This window comes from Bradyrhizobium guangdongense (assembly GCF_006483445.1).
Classification (GTDB): domain Bacteria; phylum Pseudomonadota; class Alphaproteobacteria; order Rhizobiales; family Xanthobacteraceae; genus Bradyrhizobium; species Bradyrhizobium guangdongense_A.
In genome coordinates, this window is record NZ_PPPT01000083.1 from 1 (window position 1) to 17655 (window position 17655).

The window sequence follows — 17655 nt, forward strand, 5'->3', positions numbered from 1 at the left end:
CCCGTTACCCCATCTACGGCCGGGGCACTCCTAGCGCGTCCTGACCAGCCGCAGCAGCTCCTCGCCGTAATGCTCGAGCTTCTTGTCGCCGATGCCGGGCACGTTGCGGAGTTCGTCCAGCGTCGTCGGCCAGGCCCGCACGATGCCGTCGATGGTGGCGTCGTGCAGCACGACATAGGCGGGGACGCCGCGCTCGCGGGCGATGTCGGAACGCCAGGCGCGCAGGCGCGTGCGAAGCTCGGGATCGACGTCGCCTTGCGGTGCGCTGGCCGTTGGCGCCAGATCGCCGCGACGGGATTTTGTGCGGCTGGCGCGAACCTTCGTGCCGGGCGCCTCCTCGCGCAGCCAGATGTCGGTCTCGCCGCGCAGCACCGCGCGTGAGGACTCCGTCAGCTTCAGCGCACCAAAGGCCTCGCTGTCGCTCTGCAGATGACCCATTGCCACCAGTTGCCGCAGCACCGTACGCCACTGCTTTTCGTTGAGCTCGCGACCGATGCCGAACACCGTGAGCTTGTCGTGGCCGAACTGCGTCACCTTCTCGGTCAGGCGCCCGATCAGCACGTCGATCAGGTGCATCGCGCCAAAGCGTTGCCCGGTGCGGTAGACGCAGGAGAGCAGCTTTTGCGCCAGCACCTTTCCGTCGCGGAGTTTTGGCGGCGAGAGGCAGTTGTCGCAATTGCCGCAATTGTCGCCCGCGAGTGTCTCGCCAAAATAAGCGAGCAGCCGCTTGCGCCGGCAATGCGCTGTCTCGGCAAGCCCAACCAGCGCGTCGAGCTTGCCGATCGACACCCGCTTGAACTCGTCTGATGCCGCTGATTCGTCGATCATCCGGCGCTGCTGCACGATGTCCTGCAGGCCATAGGCCATCCACGCCGCGGATGGCTTGCCGTCGCGTCCCGCGCGGCCCGTCTCCTGGTAATAGGCCTCGATGCTCTTGGGCAGGTCGAGATGCGCGACGAAACGCACGTCCGGCTTGTCGATGCCCATCCCGAAGGCGACGGTCGCGACGATCACGATGCCGTCCTCGTTGAGGAAGCGATCCTGGTTGCGTGAGCGCAACGCTCCGTCGAGCCCGGCGTGATAGGGCAGGGCCGGAACGCCGGCGTCACTGAGCGCGGCCGCGACCTCTTCCACCCGATTGCGCGAGAGGCAGTAGACGACGCCGGCGTCGCCCGCATGACGCTCCCGGATGAACTCCTTGAGCTGCGACACCGCGTTGCGCTTGTCGACGATCTCGTAGCGGATGTTCGGCCGGTCGAAGCTGGAGACGAATTGCGGTGCGTCCGTGAGCGAAAGCCGCTCGACGATCTCCTTGCGCGTCAATTCGTCCGCGGTCGCGGTGAGCGCGATCCGTGGCACGTTCGGAAAGCGTTCGGCAATGATCGACAGCGCGACATATTCCGGGCGAAAATCATGGCCCCATTGCGAGACGCAGTGCGCCTCATCGATCGCAAACAGCGACACCTTGGCTTGCGCCAGCAATGACAGGCAGCGCGGCGTGACCAGACGTTCCGGCGCGACATAGAGCAGGTCGAGATCGCCGGCGATCAGCCGCCGCTCGACATCAGAGGCCTCCTGCGGCGTCAGCGACGAGTTGAGCGCGGCGGCATTGACGCCTGCCTCGATCAGGCCCGCGACCTGGTCGCGCATCAGCGCGATCAGCGGTGAGACCACGATGCCGCAGCCCTCGCGCAGCAGCGCCGGCAGTTGGTAGCACAGCGACTTGCCGCCGCCGGTCGGCATCAGCACCAGGCAATTGCCGCCAGCGGTCACATGCGAGACGATCTGTTCCTGCGCGCCGCGAAAACCCGGCAGGCCGAACACCGAATGCAGCACGGACAGCGCGTCGCGGCCCTGGTCCGGCGTGGTCAACGGAGCGGTCGAGGATACGGACATCGGCGTGATGGAATCGGCTTTTGGACTGCGCTGATCGCCAGTCGCATGGCTGTCAGCCCAAGACAAGCCTGTATCTTCTCCCTCTCCCCGCAAGCGGGGAGAGGCGAAGAACAACAATCAGGGAGAAGCGACCATGGGACTACTCGACGGCAAGGTTGCGCTGATCACCGGCGCGGGCGGCGGGCTTGGTGAGGCCTACGCAAAACTGTTCGCGCGCGAAGGTGCGGCCGTCGTCGTCAACGACCTCGGCGGGCCCCGCGACGGCTCCGGCGCCGACAAGTCGATGGCCCAGCTTGTGGTGGACGCGATCAAGGCCGAGGGGGGCAGGGCGGTCGCCAACGGCGCCGACATCTCCACCATGGAAGGCGGCCAGTCGGTGTTCGACGACGCCATCAAGAATTTTGGTCGCGCCGACATCCTCGTCAATAATGCCGGCATCTTGCGCGACCAGACCTTTCATAAGGCCTCGGAGTCCGACTGGGACAAGGTCATCAAGGTGCATCTGAAGGGCACGTTCTGCTGCACCATGCCGGTGTTCCGCTGGATGCGCGAGAACGGCGGCGGCGTCATCGTCAACACGTCCTCGACGTCGGGCCTGATCGGGAATTTCGGCCAGACCAATTACGGCGCAGCCAAGGGCGGCATCTGGGGCCTGTCCAATGTGCTCGCCATCGAGGGCCGCAAGTACAACATCCGGATCTGGACGCTCGCGCCGGGCGCGCTGACCCGCATGACCGCAGACCTGCCCCGCTACAAGGAGAACCCCGGCGCGGCGCTCGGGCCGGACGGCATCGCGCCGGCCGTGCTATACATGGTCAGCGATTTGTCGGGCGACCAGACCGGCAAGGTGCTGGGCGTGTCCGGTCCCCGCGGCGTGCGCGAAATGCGGATGATGGAGATGGAAGGCTGGAAACCGCCGCACACGGGCTGGAACGCCCAGGACATCGTCGATCACGCCAAGGAGATCTTCTTCTCCGAGGAGCAGATCAAGATGGGCGCGCGGCGGTTTTAGCTACACTGTCATTCCGGGGCGCGACGAAATCGCGAGCCCGGTATCCATTTCGCCGCGGACATGCGGCACGATGGATTCCGGGCCTGTCCCTTCGGGACATCCCGGAATGACGAGCAGAGAGAGACGAGGACGACTGATGAAACTCACCGCCGAAGCCAAGGGCACCTTTGCGATCGCGCCGACGCCGTTTAGCGATGACGGCCGCATCGATGAGCGCTCGATCGACCGCCTGACCGATTTCTACGAGGAGGTCGGCTGCGACGGCGTGACCGTGCTCGGCATTCTCGGCGAGGCGCCGAAGCTCGATGCCGCCGAGGCCGAGCAGGTGGCGGTGCGCTTCGTCAAGCGCGCAAAGACAATGCAGGTGATCGTCGGCGTCTCCGCGCCGGGCTTTGCCACCATGCGCTCGCTGGCGAAGGCCTCGATGGACGCGGGCGCCGCCGGCGTGATGATCGCGCCGCCGCCCTCGCTCCGCACCGACGACCAGATCACGGGCTATTTCAAGCAGGCGGCCGAAGCGATCGGGCCCGATATTCCCTGGGTGCTCCAGGATTATCCGTTGACGCTGTCGGTTGTCTTCACGCCCGCCGTGATCCGCAAGATCGTCATGGACAATGCGAATTGCGTGATGCTCAAGCACGAGGATTGGCCGGGCCTTGAAAAAATCTCGACGCTGCGCAATTTCCAGAAGGATGGCTCGCTGCGGCCGCTCTCGATCCTCTGCGGCAACGGCGGGCTTTTCCTGGATTTCGAGATGGAGCGCGGCGCCGACGGCGCCATGACCGGCTACGCCTTCCCGGAACTGCTGATCGACGTCGTGCGCCTGTCGAAGGAAGGCAAGCGCGACGCCGCGCATGATTTGTTCGACGCGCATTTGCCGCTGATCCGTTATGAGCAGCAGCCGGGCGCGGGCCTGGCCGTGCGCAAATACGTGCTGCAGAAGCGCGGCATCATTGCCTCCAGCGCGCAGCGCAAGCCAGGGGCGACCATCACGCCGGCCGCGAGGGCCGAGGTCGACTATCTCCTGTCGCGCGTCGCCAAGGTAGACAAGCGCGCCAATCTCCAACCGCAGTCCAGCGCAGCAGGATAACTCCATGGCCGAGACCGCCGCCGTTCGTCCCGCGTCCACGATCCTCCTCTTGCGCGATGGCGCGACGGACATTGAGGTCTTCATGATGGTTCGCCATCATCAGATCGAATTCAACTCGGGCGCGCTGGTGTTTCCCGGTGGCAGCGTCGATGCCGGCGACCAGGAGATCGTCGCGCGATCGGACCTGTATTCCGGCGGCGAAGGTCTTAGCGAATCTGATCGCGGTTTTCGCATCGCCGCGATCCGCGAGACGTTTGAGGAGAGCGGCATCTTGCTGGCGCGCCAAAAAGGATCGACCGCGCCGGTCGATGCCAGGCGTGCCGGCGAGCTCGCGGATGCGCATCGCGTCGCGCTCAACGAGCACAAGATCAGCTTCCTCAGCATTTTGGCCGACAACGGCCTCCAGCTCGCGCTCGACACGCTCGTGCCCTACGCGCACTGGATCACGCCGGAGGGCATGCCGAAGCGATTTGACACCTGGTTCTTCCTTGCCGCAGCTCCTCCGGATCAGCTCGGCGCCCATGACGGACGGGAGTCGACGGATTCGATCTGGGTCTCGCCGCGTGAGGCGGTGGAGGGCGGCAAGACCGGACGTTTCATCCTGCCGTTCCCGACCACGCGCAATCTGATCAGGCTCGCCATGCAGCCGAACGTCACGGCTGCGCTCGGCCACGCCCGCGACATGTCGATCGTGACGGTCATGCCGGTCATGACCAAGACCGCAACCGGTCGCCAGCTCCGCATCCCCCGCGAGGCCGGCTATGACGGTGAGGTTTTTGACGTCAGCGCAGCCGGCTAGGACACTTCGAGCCACAGCGAACTATCGCAAGCTCCGACCGATGTAGATTCCATGAGCAGGAATCGGGACGGAACGGCTGACCATGGACGATCGGCAAAGCACCAATATCGCCGCCGAGCTGGCGCTGCTCGTCCTGCTCGCAACGCTGTGGGGCGGCTCCTACACCTTCATCAAGCTCGGTGTCGCCACCATCCCGCCGATTACGCTGATCGCATTGCGCACCGCGATTGCGGGCCTGCTGCTGCTCTTCGTGATGCGCCTGCGCGGCGTCACCATGCCGACGGACCTTCCGACCTGGCGCCGCTTCGCCTTCCAGGCCGTGCTCAACAGCGTCATCCCGTGGACGCTGATCGCCTGGGGCGAGCGCCACGTCGATGCGGCGCTTGCTACCATCCTCAACTCGGCCGGCCCGATCTTCACCTTCCTGCTCACGGCGATCGTGACCCGGCATGAGGCGACGAGTCCGCGAAAACTGTTCGGCGTTGTCGCGGGCATGGCCGGCATTCTGCTGATCGTCGGCGTCGATGCGTTGCACGATCTCGACCGCGGCCTCATCGCGGAGGCCGCCATCGTCGCCGCCACCATCTGCTATGCCTGCGCGGCGATCTTCGGTCGCAGCTTCAAAGGGCTCGATCCGACGGCGCCGGCCGCCGGCTCGCTGCTGGCGGGGGCCGCGGTGTTGATCCCGGCCTCGCTCGCCTTCGAGCAGCCCTGGACGCTGTCGCCGTCGCTGAGCTCGGTGCTGGCACTGCTCGCGCTGGCGGTGTTCTCCACTGCTGCAGCGTTTACGATCTATTTCCGCCTGATCCAGACACTCGGCTCGGTCGGCACGACAGCGCAGGCCTATCTGCGCGTGCCGATCGGCGTGGCGCTCAGCGTGGGATTGCTGGGCGAGACCCTGAGCAAGACGGCATGGATCGGGCTTGCCTGCGTCGTCGTCGGCGTTGCCGCCATGACCATTCCGCCCCGCGCGACAGCGGCGGTCCGGACGGCCGCATAAGGCCCGGCAGCGGGCCGAATTTCTGTTGGAATTGTGCGATTCTCCACAATTTGGGGGAGGTGGACCTGATAGCCTGACGTCAGGCTCCGGCGAAATTGCTGCAGGGCTGCATCACAAGCCATTTGTCATGAAACGTAGTGCCTCCATCGCCGCCATGATCGGACTCGCCACGGGCGCCGCCATCGGTGCCGAGTTCGAGGTGCGTCAGACCGGCAAGATTTTTGCGCCGGCGCGGCTGACGGTGGCGGCGGGCAGCGTCGTGCATTTCGCCAATGACGAGACGTTCTTCCATCACGCCTTCGTCGAGACCCCGCAATTTGCGGCCGACACCGGCGACATCCCGCCGGGCGAGACGCGCGACATCGTGTTCTCGCGCGCCGGCATCTACATCATCAACTGCGCCATTCATCCGCAGATGAAGATGGTGGTCGAGGTCAGGGAGTAGGGACGATTCCCGCGCTGGACTGCGCGGCGTCACCCGTCAACGCCTGCAGGAAGGCGATGAGGTCGTCATGGTCGCGCGCGCTTAGGGCCAGAGGACGGATATGCGGGGCGCGACTCGGACGGTCGACGCCGCCACGGTCGTAGAAGGCGATCACGCTCTCCAGCGTCGGCAGCGAGCCGTCATGCATATAGGGCGCGCGCTTGGCGACGTCGCGCAGCGTCGGCACCTTGAAGGCGTGGCGCAGTTTGACCGAGTTCGGGAACAGCCGCCCGCGGCCGGGTTCGTTTTCCGCGCCGGTGCCGATGTCATGGAAGGAATCGTCGGTGAAGCGCCAGGAGGAATGGCACTCGCCGCATGCGGCTTTTCCCGTGAACAGGTCGAAGCCGCGCTTGGCGGCATCCGATATCGCGGTCTCATTGCCCGCGACCCAGCGGTCGAACGGCGCGATGTCAGGCACGATGGTGCGCTCGTAGGTCGCCAGCGCCCGCTCGACGGTCGAGCGGGTCACACCTTCGCCTGGAAATAGCTTGTCGAACGTGGCTCGGTAGGTCGCGTCAGCCGCGATGTCGCGCAACAGCTCCTGCTCGTTGCGGCCCATATTGGCGGCCGCATTGAGCGGCGTGAACGCCACGGCCTCGAGGCTGCGGAACTTGCCGTCCCAGCCCCAGGCCTGCAGCCAGGCTGCGCCCAGCATGGTCGGCGAACGGAACGGCAGGGGCGCGCGCGCTTCGCCGACCGCGCGTGGCAGGCCGTCGCCCCAGGCCAGCCGCGGATGGTGGCAGGTGGCGCAGGCGATGGTGCGGGAAGCCGATAGCAGGGGATCGAAGAACAGCATGCGGCCGAGTTCGGCCTTCTCAGGCGAATAGGGGTTGTCGGCCGGGAACGGCACCGTGGCGGGCCGCGCGAAGGTCGCCATCCGGGCTGCGCGGTCGGGCTCGGCGGCGTCGGAATCGCCGATTCCATAGCTCAACAGCAGCGCCAATGCGGCCAAGGCGCGCAGGGAGGCGCAGATCGGCATTAGCCATATCGACCTGTCGGTTGCCCCCGGCATGTTCCCCCTGACATGAAATACGTCGTATATTACGACCCTCAGGAGCCCGGTCTCAACAGCATGCCTTCGGAATTGTCGGCGAATTCGCACGCGAAGCGAAAGTTTTCGCTATCGATCGGTCAGTTGACGTTCGGCAGCTTCCTGCTCGTGCTGGCGGTGATCATCGTCACCTCGACCGCAAGCGTGATCGCGATCCGTCACATCGATTCGACCTTCGCCGAGCTGCAGCGGCTCCAGAGCGTCGGCGACCTGGCCGAGGACATCGACCGCCGCATGAACGAGCTCCGGCTCGCCGCGCGCGACTTCGTCACCGACCCCGGCGCGGGCATCCAGTTCAAGCAGGTGGGCGAGGCCGCATCCACCCTCAGCGACATCCTGAAAAAGACCCGCATCGAGCTCGCGCCCGAGCAGCAGGACATGATCGACGGCGTCACCGAGCGCCTTGCGACCTACCGCACCGGGCTCGAGCGCATCTCGGCCCTGATCGACCGCCGCGCCCAGCTCATCGCGGGCCTGCCGCCGCTGCGCGAGCAGTTCGATGCTGCGGTCGCTGATACGGCCGATCACGATCTTGCCGCGCGCCTCGGCGAGGCCCAGAGCCGCATTGCGCTGGGACTGCTGGCCCGCAACCCGTCCGCGGCCGAGCAGGCGGCCCAGAGCATGCGCCGGCAGGTCATCGCCGACGCCAGGCTGAAATCGGCGGTCGACAATTACGCCGAGGCGATCATCGCAGTTGCGGTCCGCGAGCGGCAGATCGCCGATATCGACCGCGAGGTGCTGGGATCGGAAGGGCGGCTGATCGGCCGCGTCACCGAATTGCTGCGTGAAGTCAGCGCCCGCCGCGGCCATGTGCTGTCGCGCGATTTCGCGCGCACGCTGGCCGAGGCGAAATGGCAGAGCATCGTGCTCGGGACCATCGGCGTGCTGATTGGGCTGGCGGCCGCGCTGTTCGTGGTGCGCCGGACGGTCCGTCCGCTCGCCCGCATCGCCCGCTCGATCCGGGCGCTGGCCGGCGGCGAGAAGAACACGTCGATCCCCTCGGCCGACCTCGACAACGAGATCGGCGACATTGCGCGGGCCGCGGAGGTGTTCCGTCGCGCGCTGGAGGAGGCCGACACCGCGCGTGAAGCGGCGGTGCGCGCACTCACCGAGCAGCGCCTGGCCGAAGAAAGCTACCGAAAACTGTTCGAGGGCTCGGTCGACGGCATCTACGTGACCACGCCGGCCGGCGACCTCCTCAACGCCAATCCGGCGCTGGCGCGGATGATGGGTTATGACAGCCCGCAGCAGCTCATCGACAGCATCAGCGACATCGCCCACACCATCTACGTACACCCGGACGCGCGCGTCGAATACCAGCGGCTGATGGAGCGCGACGGCATGGTGCGCGAGTTCGAGTACCAGGTGCGCCAGCGCGGCGGCAACATCTTGTGGCTCTCAGACAGCGCTACCGTGGTGCGGGACGAGCAGGGGCAGATCGTCCGCTATGAAGGCACGCTGCGGGACATCACCGACCAGAAGCGCGCCGAAGACGCGATCGCCGAAGGCCGGCGTCTTCTGCAGCAGGTTATCGACACCGTGCCGGCCGTGATCAACGTCAAGGACCGCGACCTGCGCTACGTGCTGATGAACCGCTACATGGCCGGCATCTTTGGCATCGAGCCCGGCGACGCGTTGGGACGCACGACCGCCGACCTGATGTCGCGTTATGGTGCGGCCAAGACCGACGAGAACGACAAGCGGGTGCTGAAGCTCCGCAAGGGCCTCGGCTTCTACGAGGAGGAATACAAGGATTCCTCCGGCAACATGCGGCAATGGCTGGTCAACAAGCTGCCGCTGCTCGACGCCGAAGGCGAGATCGAGCGGATCGTCACCGTGGCGCTCGACATCGGCGAGCGCAAGCGCGGCGAGCAGGAGATGCGGAAAGCGAAGGAGGCGGCCGAGACGGCGCTGCGCAATCTGCGCGAGACCCAGGCCTCGCTGATCGAGGCCGAGAAGCTGGCTGCGCTCGGGCGCCTCGTGGCGGGCGTCGCGCATGAGGTCAACAACCCCGTCGGCATCAGCCTGACGGTTGCCTCCGCATTGGAGCGGAAGACGGCGATGTTCACCGCCGAGGTCGAGCGGGGCGAGCTGCGCCGTTCGACGCTCAACGAGTATCTCAACACCAGCCGCGATGCGTCCTCGCAGCTCGTCGCCAATCTCAATCGCGCGGCCGAGCTGATCCAGTCGTTCAAGCAGGTCGCCGCCGACCGCAACTATTCCGACCAGCGCACCTTCGATCTCGCCGATCTCACCGAGCAGGTGGTGATGAGCCTGCGGCCGGGTTTGCGCAAACACAATCTGACGCTCAACGTCGAGTGCCAGCCCAATCTGATCATGAACAGCTATCCCGGCCCTTACGGCCAGGTGCTGACGAACCTGTTCCTGAATTCGGTCGCCCACGCCTTCCCGGACGGACGACCCGGCATCATCGACATCCAGGTGCGTGAATCAGGCAAGGACAATGTCGAGGTCATCTTCTCTGACAATGGCTGCGGCATGTCGCTCGACGTGCGCCGTCGCGCCTTCGATCCGTTCTTCACGACAAGGCGCGACCAGGGCGGCACCGGGCTCGGGCTGCACATCGTCTACAGCATCGTCACCAACCGGCTTGGCGGGCGGCTCGATCTCGATTCCGAGGCGGGCGAGGGCACGCGCATCCAGATGATTTTGCCGCGCGTCGCGCCGCTGGAGCAGGCCGCGGAATAGCTCGCGCTAGTTGGTGTCGGCGAGCCTGCGCAGCGTCGCGCCAAAAATCTGGCTGGCCTTGCCGACGAGTGCGGTTCCCGTCATCTCCGCGGTCGTGTCGGTGAACGTCCCGGAGACGCCGATGCCGACTGCGGCCGGTCCGCCGAACAGCGGGTTGTCGTCGCCCCGCGGCGAGGTGTGTCGCTGCACCAGCACTTCGCCCCTGAAGGTGTTGTCCTTCACCGTGTAGCTGCCGGTGTAATAGAGATAGGCATCGCCGCCGAGGATCTGCCCGTCGCGAAACAGGATCACGCCGCTGCCTTTGCCGACGCGCCCGTCGAGCAGCGTCACATGGATCGAATAGAGGCCGTTCTTCATCGCGTCCCGCGGCCGGTCACCTTCGCCCTCGGCTGACCGGTCCATCTTTTATGCCAAAGCGCGTTAGCCCGCGCAACGCGGCAGTTTGGCTGCAGACCGCGCATTTGCGCGCTCTCCGCGAGCCGTAGTTGTCCCGGCTTGCAGTGACGTCTGTGTGACGGCCTCATGGTGCGGCGAGGACAGTCAAGGCGAATCAAACTGGCCCGCGAAATGCATAAACTTTGATGCACTGGCCGCGGGGTGCTGGAGCAAGACAAACGTGACAAACTGGATCGATTCCGGCGGCCATGAGCCGCGCCTGTACGGTATGCGTCTGGACAATGTCAGGTGTAAATCCAAGCGGTGGCGGATCGGAAGCGCGACGCGCTGGCGAGGCGTACGCAGCGCGTGCTTTGCATTGCTGCTAGTAACGTTCGCAGCACCGTTGGTGCGCGCGCACGATCACAACCGTCCCGATCTCAATGACTGGTTCATGAAGCTTCAAAGCGGCAAGGGGCCATGCTGTGACGGCACGGATGCCGTGTCGCTCGAGGATCCGGATTGGGAGGCCAAAGGTAGCCACTATCGCGTCCGCGTGCCGCGCTATGGCTATGTGCCCAACGGTCAGCAGCAAGAGCTGATCTGGGTCGACGTGCCCGCCGAGGCCGTGATCTCGGAACCCAATCGCGCCGGACGCACCTTGGTGTGGCCGGTCTACGGCTACATGGGTGTCTCGATCCGGTGCTTCATGCCGGGCAGCATGACCTGACCCGGCGACGGCGTCACTCGTCCGAGTGACGCCGGATGCAGCGAGGCATACGCCCTCGTCAGGCGTATTTCTTGTCGCGCTCGAGCAGCTCGACGGAGATGTTTTCCGGACCGCGGATGAAGCAGACGCGGACGCCGGGGCGGATCGTCGTCGGCTCGCGCGTGAACTCGACGCCCTTGGCCTTGATCTCGGCCGCGACTGCGTCGATGTCCTTGACCGTGAGGCCGATATGGTCGAGGCCCTGATGCGGATGCGGCGGCGGCGGGTTCATCGGCTTGCCGGCCTCGAGCGGCGCGATGAAGATGTTGGCGCCGCCGAGCTTGACGTCGATGCGGCCGGGACCGCGCACGATCTCGCCGCCGAGCACATCCTGCAGCCAGGCTGCCGTCGTCTCCGGATCGGGGCTGCGCAGATGAACGTGATCCCAGGTGACGACAGGCATTTCGATTTCCTCCATGAAGCCTTGCGGCATTGCAGCGTATGTTAGCGAGCCTGTGGAGCGATGACCACATGCGGTCGGTGGGACGGGAACCTGCTGTCGTCTCGCTGGTTGAATAACCAGCGGCGGTCCGCCGTCAAACGGCCGTATCGGCTCGCTAGCATTTGAGTCGGCAGGGTTGCGACGACTCGCCCGACCTTCGGTGATGCATCGATGAGCGCAGGGCTTACCCGTATCGGACGGAGCGGCTTCGGCAAGCGAAGCCTGGTCACACTTTTTGCCCTCATGGTCCTCGGCCTTGGTATCTGGCTGGTCTTGCCGGCCTCCAACGGTCACGTCGCCGGCAACGAGCCGTTGTCTGCGAACCTCGCTGCGCCTTCGGCGCCCGAGGGGACCACGGTCGGCCTTGCGTCGTCGTCCGCGGATGCAGCGGCGCTGCAGGGCTTGCGAATCTCCTCGCAGACATGGCGGCGCGGCGGGCTCGGCTCGAAGGCGCTGATGACCTTCACCTTGCGAAACGACAACGACTATGCCGTGAAGGACGTCGAGATCTCCTGCGCCTTCAACCGCCGCGACGGCAGCCATCTGACGGACCGCAAGCGCGTGCTTCCCGAAACCGTCAACATGAAGAGCCGCAAGACATTTGCGCAGGTCCATATCGGCTTCGTCAACATCAACGCCATGCAGGCGAAGTGTGCGGCGGTTGCTGCGCGGCGTGCCTAAAGCTCGCCGCGTTTGGGTAGCGGAAGAGTTACCGTCATCCTCGCCATCGCCAAAAATACCCGCTGTCGCGTTGAACCTGACGTGATCCCCGGGAACCAATTAATGGATCGCCTGTTAAGGCGAAAGGCCTGCGCGTCAATGCACGGGCGGAGCGCGTCAAAAATGCCCATCTTTCGCTATTTCATGTTCGCTGGCGGAGCGTTGCTCGCCCTGCTGTTCGGTATCAACTTCGTCATGCCGCAGCCCGCTCACGTCGAGACGGTCGCTGCGGCGGCCTCGACCAGCGACGTCCCGCTGATTCGGATCCGCTCTGAGCGGAAGCTGCCCGAGCGGGTGGTCCTCGACACCAGCCAGCCGACGATCGTACCGCCGGTGAAGACGGCCGAGGCGCCGAAGCAGGTTCCTGCCGCCCAATCCCAGGCGCTGGCCGATCTGTCGGCGAAGGCGCGGGTGCGCGATACCTTCGCCCAGTTCACTCCGGAACCCAAAACTGACGCTGCAGCCGGCAAGAAGGCCGAGGCTGCGGTCGAGGCCAAGCCGCAGGTGGCGCAAGCCGCGCCGCAATCTGCGCCAGCGCCGAAGCACAAGGCCGCCAGGACGCGCTCGGTTCAGCCGCCATATTATGGGCCGCAGAATGGCTATGGCCCGCAATACGGCTATGGGCCGCAATATGGCCGTCCCATGAGGGTGGCCCAGCAGCCGCATTACGGCCTGTTCGGCAACACCTGGTAGGCCGGCCGTCCGCGGTCACGCTTGTGGGGCTTTTGCTCCGCGAACCTCTCTGCTAATTCGACCACGACATCGGCCCGGCACCCGGGCCGCTCGCGCTCGTAGCTCAGCTGGATAGAGCATCGGATTTCGATTCCGAGGGTCGGAGGTTCGAATCCTTCCGAGCGCGCCATTCTCCGATGTCGTTCTCTTTATGTTCCGATACTGCCGTCGCGACGCGCAACCGTTGCGCGCGCCGGCATCGCCGAGGACTCTTTTCAGATTGGCAGCGCGGCATCACAAAAAACGAAGGGGCCCGACAGGGCCCCTTTCGACGTCTCACCAGTAGCGGTAGCGCGGTCCATAGACGCGCGGTCCGTAAACTCGCGGTCCGTAGTAGCCATAGTACCGTGGCCGGTAATAGGGCCTCGGCGCGTAGTAGTAGTTCGGGCGCCACCAGCAGCGACCATAGATGTCGCAGACGTATCGAACCTGCTCGACATCAGGCGCCACCTGCGGGGCGGGCGCGACGGGCATGGCCGAGGCGGCCGGCGAAGCCGCGAGCGCGCCGAACAGGGACGCGGCAACGAGGCCAATTCCAAGCTTCATGATGTACTCCTCCGCTTACGCACGCAGAATATCGAACATGTTCCGCTCAAATTGTGGCGGCCCCGAAATGTAATGCTGATGAACGGATGTTCAGTCAGTCCGTCATCCTTGATCTCGCGCAATCACCTCGCTCGCCTCCCAAGCTAGTCTTTCAAGGAATGGAGCCGCCGAGCGGCCGCTTCGGGAGGTGAGCACCGATGACGACAATTCCGAACCTGTCGATTTCGCCGGAGAAGGTCTTCTTTATCATCTCGAAGTCGCGCCAGTCCGACAGCGGAGCCACTGGTGGTGGCGTCATCCTGGACTCTGGGGATGACGACATGAGCTACGGCCGCGGCGGGCGTGGCGAGGCGACCGATCGTGCGGAGCTCACCAGTTTCATTCACGACCTCAACATGGACGAGCAGATCGACCTCGTTGCCCTGACCTGGCTCGGCCGCGGCGACGGCGATCTCGGCAATTGGCGCGAGCTGCATGCCCAGGCCGCCCAGGCTCACAACCGGCGCACCGCGTCCTACCTGATCGGGACGCCGATGCTGGCGGATTATCTCGAGGAAGCCATGGCGCAGTTCGGAAAATCCTTCGAGGAGTTCGAGGAGCATCTCTGACCCATCGTCACGCAACCCGACGGCGGCCACCACGTTGGTGTCCGACCGTACGATTTCCCGGAGTGTTGGCATGAGCAAAATGAGAATCCAGAAGGGCGAGTGGCTCGTCGTGTGTGACGGCCGCAAGGCGCTGATCCTGGAAAATATCGGCGACGGGATGTTCCCCAATCTGCACACCCGTGAGGTCCACGAGCAACCCAATCCGTCGACCAGCGCGCAAGGGACCGACGCACCCGGCCGGCTGAACGCTTCGGTCGGCAGTGCCCGCAGCTCGGTCGAGCAGACCGACTGGCACGACGAGGCCGAGCGTGCCTTCCTCAAGACCCTGGCCGGACGGCTCGACTCCGCCGTCAGCTCCGGCGAGACGGCTGCGCTGACGATGGTGGCATCGCCCCGCGCGCTCGGGATGATCCGCGAGGATTATTCGGCGAGCGTGCGCAAGGCGCTGCGCGGCGAGATCCACAAGGACCTCGTCAAACTGCCGGTCTACGAGATCGAGAAGCAGTTGCTGGAATCGGGCGCCGGCAAATAACGGCGCCCGTCCGGATCATGGCCTAATAGCAGGGGTGTCTGCGGCCATCCTGGCCGATATAGGCGGCCGCGCTCTGGCGGCAATGATTGGTCGAGGGCCCGTCATAATAGGCAAAGGTGCCGGGCGTCACGCCGGGCCCGTAATTGTGCAGATAGCTGATCGGGTAGGGCAGCGGATTCACGTAGTGGCGATGGTAGCGGTGATGATGCCGCGCCTCCGCCAGCCCGGGGGCCAGAGTCACCGCCGACAGCACCGCCAAGGCGGCAAGACGCGTCAATTTGCTCATCTCATTTCTCCGGAGCCGGCGCTAACAGACCGGCATCTTATAGCGATTTCGGGCAGGCTGGGTACCTGCCGGACTGGTCGAAATGGTAGCAGATTCCACAGATTCGGGAGTGGGGCCGGTCGAAATGCCGGGGAGCGGCTTCCGACCTGCCCATTTTTGGCCTTTTCTGGATGCTTAACGGATTGCCAACATAGTTTGGCCAAAAGTCCAAGCGGAGAGTCCAGGCGGACCGGCTCTTTGGGGGTCTCTATCGAGGTCGGTCCGCGTCCCACAAGGCTTCGCCGTCACCTCGCATGCGCATCACGTTCTCAAGCCTGTTGTTGCTCGCTGTCGCTGCCGCTACGCCGGCGCGCGCGGAGCTGCATATCACCCGCGACCACGGCGGCTATGTCGAGGAGTACAAGACCAAGTACAAGCGCATCCGCGACAAGGGCGAGCGCGTCATCATCGACGGCATCTGCAACTCGGCCTGCACGCTGGTGCTGGGTATCGTGCCCATGAACAAGATTTGCGTGACGCCGAAGGCGAGCCTCGGCTTCCATCAGGCCTATTACGACAAGGCCTTCACCTTCGGCATCAAGGTCACGAGCTCGGAAGGGACGTCCGACCTGATGTCCTACTACCCCGACACGGTCAAGGACTGGATCCGCCGCAATGGCGGGCTCACCACCGAGATGAAGAAGATCAAGAACGGCGTCGATCTCTGGAAGATCATCGATCCCTGTCCTGAGGAATGGTGAGCGGCTGAGCTGACGCCGCTGCCTCAGTCGTTTCTCCTGCATCGCAACATCGGCTACGCGTAAATTCGCATTGCCGCTCGGCCCGTCGTCGGGCAATGAGGGCGGCAATGAACCATAATCAAGAAAATCTGGCGAGGATTGCGCCGATCCTGTTCGTGGTGCTCTGGAGCACCGGTTTCATCGGCACCAAATACGTCGTCACCAACGCGGATCCGCTGACCTATCTCGCCATTCGCATGGCGATCGTGGTCGGCCTGATGGCAATCATCGCGGCGATCGCACGACCGGCCTGGCCCGATCGCACCGGCGTCTTCCACAGCGCGGTCGCGGGCATTCTCGTGCATGGCTTTTATCTCGGCGGCACCGCAATCGCGATCGCGCATTCGATTCCCGCCGGCCTCTCGGCGTTGATTCCCGGCCTGCAGCCGATCCTGACCTCGACCATCGCCAACCGCTGGCTCGGCGAGCGGGTCACGCCGCTGCAATGGGGCGGGCTGCTGCTCGGCCTCGGCGGCGTCGTGCTGATCCTGCACAATCGCCCGATGACGGGGGATGCCGGGCTCGGCTGGCTCGCCTCAATCGTGTCGCTGATCAGCATCACGCTCGGCACGCTCTATCAGCGCCGCTACTGCAATCACATCGACTGGCGTGCCGGCAACCTCGTGCAGTACGTCGCGGTGACGATCTTCTTTGCGATCGGTGCCTTCCTGTTCGAGGACCGGGTGGTGCACTGGACCCGCGAGTTCGTCCTGGCGCTGGCCTGGCTCGCCATCGTGCTGTCGATCGGGTCGATCGGGCTGTTGTACTGGCTGATCCGGCACGCCGCCGCGACCTCGGTCGCGAGCCTGTTCTACCTGGTGCCCGCGGTGACGGCGCTGATGGCCTTCCTGCTGTTCGGCGAAAAGCTCGACGCCATCGCGGTCGCCGGCATGGCGCTATGCGCGGCGGCGGTGGTTCTGGTCAATCGGCGCTTCTAGCGAGTCGGTGACTTCGTACAGCTCTGGCGTGTGTCGCGCGCCGTTGCTAGAGTGGCCGCGTATTTCAGCTTCGATTTCAGACGGTGATTGCCATGACGACACAAAAGCGCCCATTGCTCGGCGGGGCCCGCAAGCCGGTTCGGATCGCCTGCATCAATCACGCCAAGCGATCGCTCGACGTGCCGATGGCGCAGCTCACCGCGGCGCTGCAAAAATGCTACGACAAGCACTTCCTTCCGGTCTGGGGCTATCCGGTCAAGCTCTACAACACGGACAATCCGAAGCCGACGGACTGGCAGATGATCTATCTGAACAATCCGGACCAGCGGAAGGGGCTGCTGGGCCGTCATGAGCTGACCTACCGTGGCCAGCCGATCTCAAAGATCTTTGTCGAGACGGTGCTGGCGGCCGACGAAGCCGTGAGCCAGGCGGCCTCGCACGAATTGTTCGAAATGGTGCTCGATCCCATGGCCAATCTGTGGGCCGACAAGAACAAGCGCACGCAGTATGCCTACGAGGTGTGCGATGCGGTGGAGGAGGAGTCCTTTAAGGTCGATGGGCTGCCGATGTCGAACTTCGTCTATCCCTCATGGTTCGAGCCGTTCGAACACCCGCGCGGCACCAAATTCGATCATCTGGGAAGCCTGAAAGAACCCTTCAGTATGACCGAAGGCGGCTACCTCATCAAAAGGGTCGACGGCAAGGACATCGTCAAGGCGTTCGGATCGACGGCCAAGAAGCGGCGCTTTGAGGCCGAGGACCGGCGCGGCCATCGCAGTGAGTTTCGCGATCCGCTCGGAATTCACCTCGCGCCGAGAGGACGGCGGAAGCGCTAGAGCGTCGCCAAGGCGAGATGACAGTAGTCTCGTCATGGCCGGGACAAGCCC

20 protein-coding genes and 1 tRNA gene are annotated in these 17655 nt (G+C 64.8%); 15 read left to right on the forward strand and 6 right to left on the reverse strand.

Annotation, left to right across the window (positions count from 1 at the left end; genetic code table 11):
* Positions 1–30: 30 nt before the first annotated feature.
* Positions 31–1896: a DNA helicase RecQ gene (gene recQ, locus C2U70_RS11785; protein WP_140978198.1), complete on the reverse strand. Its 1866-nt coding sequence runs from the start codon at positions 1894–1896 to the stop codon at positions 31–33.
* Positions 1897–2029: 133 nt separating this feature from the next.
* On the opposite strand from recQ, the gene C2U70_RS11790 reads away from it, so the two are divergent.
* The 5 genes from C2U70_RS11790 to C2U70_RS11810 all read left to right on the forward strand — a co-directional run bounded on the left by C2U70_RS11790 (position 2030) and on the right by C2U70_RS11810 (position 6242).
* Positions 2030–2908 carry an SDR family oxidoreductase gene (locus C2U70_RS11790; RefSeq protein ID WP_140978181.1) on the forward strand — a complete coding sequence of 293 codons (879 nt, stop codon included), beginning with the start codon at positions 2030–2032 and terminating at the stop codon, positions 2906–2908.
* Between the two features lie 136 nt (positions 2909–3044).
* Complete coding sequence (locus tag C2U70_RS11795) at positions 3045–3998, forward strand: dihydrodipicolinate synthase family protein (RefSeq protein ID WP_140978182.1); 954 nt, start codon at positions 3045–3047, stop codon at positions 3996–3998.
* A gap of 4 nt (positions 3999–4002) precedes the next feature.
* Positions 4003–4797 (forward strand): NUDIX hydrolase, encoded by a 795-nt coding sequence (locus tag C2U70_RS11800; RefSeq protein ID WP_140978183.1) that lies wholly within the window; start codon positions 4003–4005, stop codon positions 4795–4797.
* 82 nt (positions 4798–4879) lie between these two features.
* A complete protein-coding gene (locus C2U70_RS11805; RefSeq protein ID WP_140978184.1) occupies positions 4880–5797 on the forward strand; it encodes a DMT family transporter in 918 nt (305 codons plus the stop codon).
* Between the two features lie 127 nt (positions 5798–5924).
* On the forward strand, positions 5925–6242 hold the full coding sequence (locus C2U70_RS11810) for a hypothetical protein (protein ID WP_140978185.1): 318 nt from the start codon (positions 5925–5927) through the stop codon (positions 6240–6242).
* Here the strand turns inward: C2U70_RS11810 and C2U70_RS11815 are convergent.
* Positions 6232–7260, reverse strand: coding sequence for a cytochrome-c peroxidase (locus tag C2U70_RS11815; protein WP_140978186.1), 1029 nt, complete (start codon positions 7258–7260; stop codon positions 6232–6234). The genes C2U70_RS11810 and C2U70_RS11815 overlap by 11 nt on opposite strands.
* A 93-nt stretch (positions 7261–7353) precedes the next feature.
* Here C2U70_RS11815 and C2U70_RS11820 point away from each other — a divergent pair, with 93 nt between their 5' ends.
* Entirely contained in the window at positions 7354–10041 is a 2688-nt protein-coding gene (locus C2U70_RS11820; protein WP_140978199.1) for a PAS domain S-box protein, read from the forward strand.
* 6 nt (positions 10042–10047) lie between these two features.
* On the opposite strand, the gene C2U70_RS11825 is transcribed toward C2U70_RS11820, so the two are convergent.
* Positions 10048–10398, reverse strand: a complete 351-nt coding sequence (locus C2U70_RS11825; protein WP_140978200.1) for a GrlR family regulatory protein — start codon at positions 10396–10398, stop codon at positions 10048–10050.
* A 259-nt stretch (positions 10399–10657) separates the two neighbouring features.
* Between C2U70_RS11825 and C2U70_RS11830 the strand changes: the two genes are divergently transcribed.
* Positions 10658–11146, forward strand: coding sequence for a hypothetical protein (locus C2U70_RS11830; RefSeq protein WP_140978187.1), 489 nt, complete (start codon positions 10658–10660; stop codon positions 11144–11146).
* A gap of 58 nt (positions 11147–11204) precedes the next feature.
* Here the strand turns inward: C2U70_RS11830 and C2U70_RS11835 are convergent, their stop codons facing one another.
* Positions 11205–11588, reverse strand: a complete 384-nt coding sequence (locus C2U70_RS11835) for a VOC family protein (protein WP_140978188.1) — start codon at positions 11586–11588, stop codon at positions 11205–11207.
* Positions 11589–11798: 210 nt separating this feature from the next.
* Between C2U70_RS11835 and C2U70_RS11840 the strand changes: the two genes are divergently transcribed.
* From C2U70_RS11840 to C2U70_RS11850, 3 genes are all read left to right on the forward strand, one after another.
* Complete coding sequence (locus tag C2U70_RS11840) at positions 11799–12308, forward strand: hypothetical protein (protein WP_140978189.1); 510 nt, start codon at positions 11799–11801, stop codon at positions 12306–12308.
* 162 nt (positions 12309–12470) lie between these two features.
* Entirely contained in the window at positions 12471–13040 is a 570-nt protein-coding gene (locus C2U70_RS11845; protein WP_140978190.1) for a hypothetical protein, read from the forward strand.
* Positions 13041–13132: 92 nt separating this feature from the next.
* A tRNA-Arg gene (locus tag C2U70_RS11850) sits at positions 13133–13209 on the forward strand.
* 146 nt (positions 13210–13355) lie between these two features.
* Here C2U70_RS11850 and C2U70_RS11855 read toward each other — a convergent pair.
* Entirely contained in the window at positions 13356–13625 is a 270-nt protein-coding gene (locus tag C2U70_RS11855) for a hypothetical protein (RefSeq protein ID WP_140978191.1), read from the reverse strand.
* Between the two features lie 197 nt (positions 13626–13822).
* On the opposite strand from C2U70_RS11855, the gene C2U70_RS11860 reads away from it, so the two are divergent.
* The gene (locus C2U70_RS11860; protein WP_140978192.1) at positions 13823–14233 is read left to right on the forward strand and encodes a DUF3775 domain-containing protein; all 411 of its coding nucleotides are present in this window, start codon (positions 13823–13825) and stop codon (positions 14231–14233) included.
* A gap of 70 nt (positions 14234–14303) precedes the next feature.
* Positions 14304–14765: a host attachment protein gene (locus tag C2U70_RS11865; RefSeq protein ID WP_140978193.1), complete on the forward strand. Its 462-nt coding sequence runs from the start codon at positions 14304–14306 to the stop codon at positions 14763–14765.
* A 22-nt stretch (positions 14766–14787) separates the two neighbouring features.
* On the opposite strand, the gene C2U70_RS11870 is transcribed toward C2U70_RS11865, so the two are convergent.
* Positions 14788–15051, reverse strand: a complete 264-nt coding sequence (locus C2U70_RS11870) for a hypothetical protein (RefSeq protein ID WP_140978194.1) — start codon at positions 15049–15051, stop codon at positions 14788–14790.
* Between the two features lie 293 nt (positions 15052–15344).
* On the opposite strand from C2U70_RS11870, the gene C2U70_RS11875 reads away from it, so the two are divergent.
* The 3 genes from C2U70_RS11875 to C2U70_RS11885 all read left to right on the forward strand — a co-directional run bounded on the left by C2U70_RS11875 (position 15345) and on the right by C2U70_RS11885 (position 17604).
* The gene (locus tag C2U70_RS11875) at positions 15345–15791 is read left to right on the forward strand and encodes a hypothetical protein (RefSeq protein WP_140978195.1); all 447 of its coding nucleotides are present in this window, start codon (positions 15345–15347) and stop codon (positions 15789–15791) included.
* Between the two features lie 107 nt (positions 15792–15898).
* Positions 15899–16768 carry a DMT family transporter gene (locus C2U70_RS11880; RefSeq protein WP_140978196.1) on the forward strand — a complete coding sequence of 290 codons (870 nt, stop codon included), beginning with the start codon at positions 15899–15901 and terminating at the stop codon, positions 16766–16768.
* 92 nt (positions 16769–16860) lie between these two features.
* Positions 16861–17604, forward strand: a complete 744-nt coding sequence (locus tag C2U70_RS11885; RefSeq protein WP_140978197.1) for a hypothetical protein — start codon at positions 16861–16863, stop codon at positions 17602–17604.
* Positions 17605–17655 lie beyond the last annotated feature (51 nt).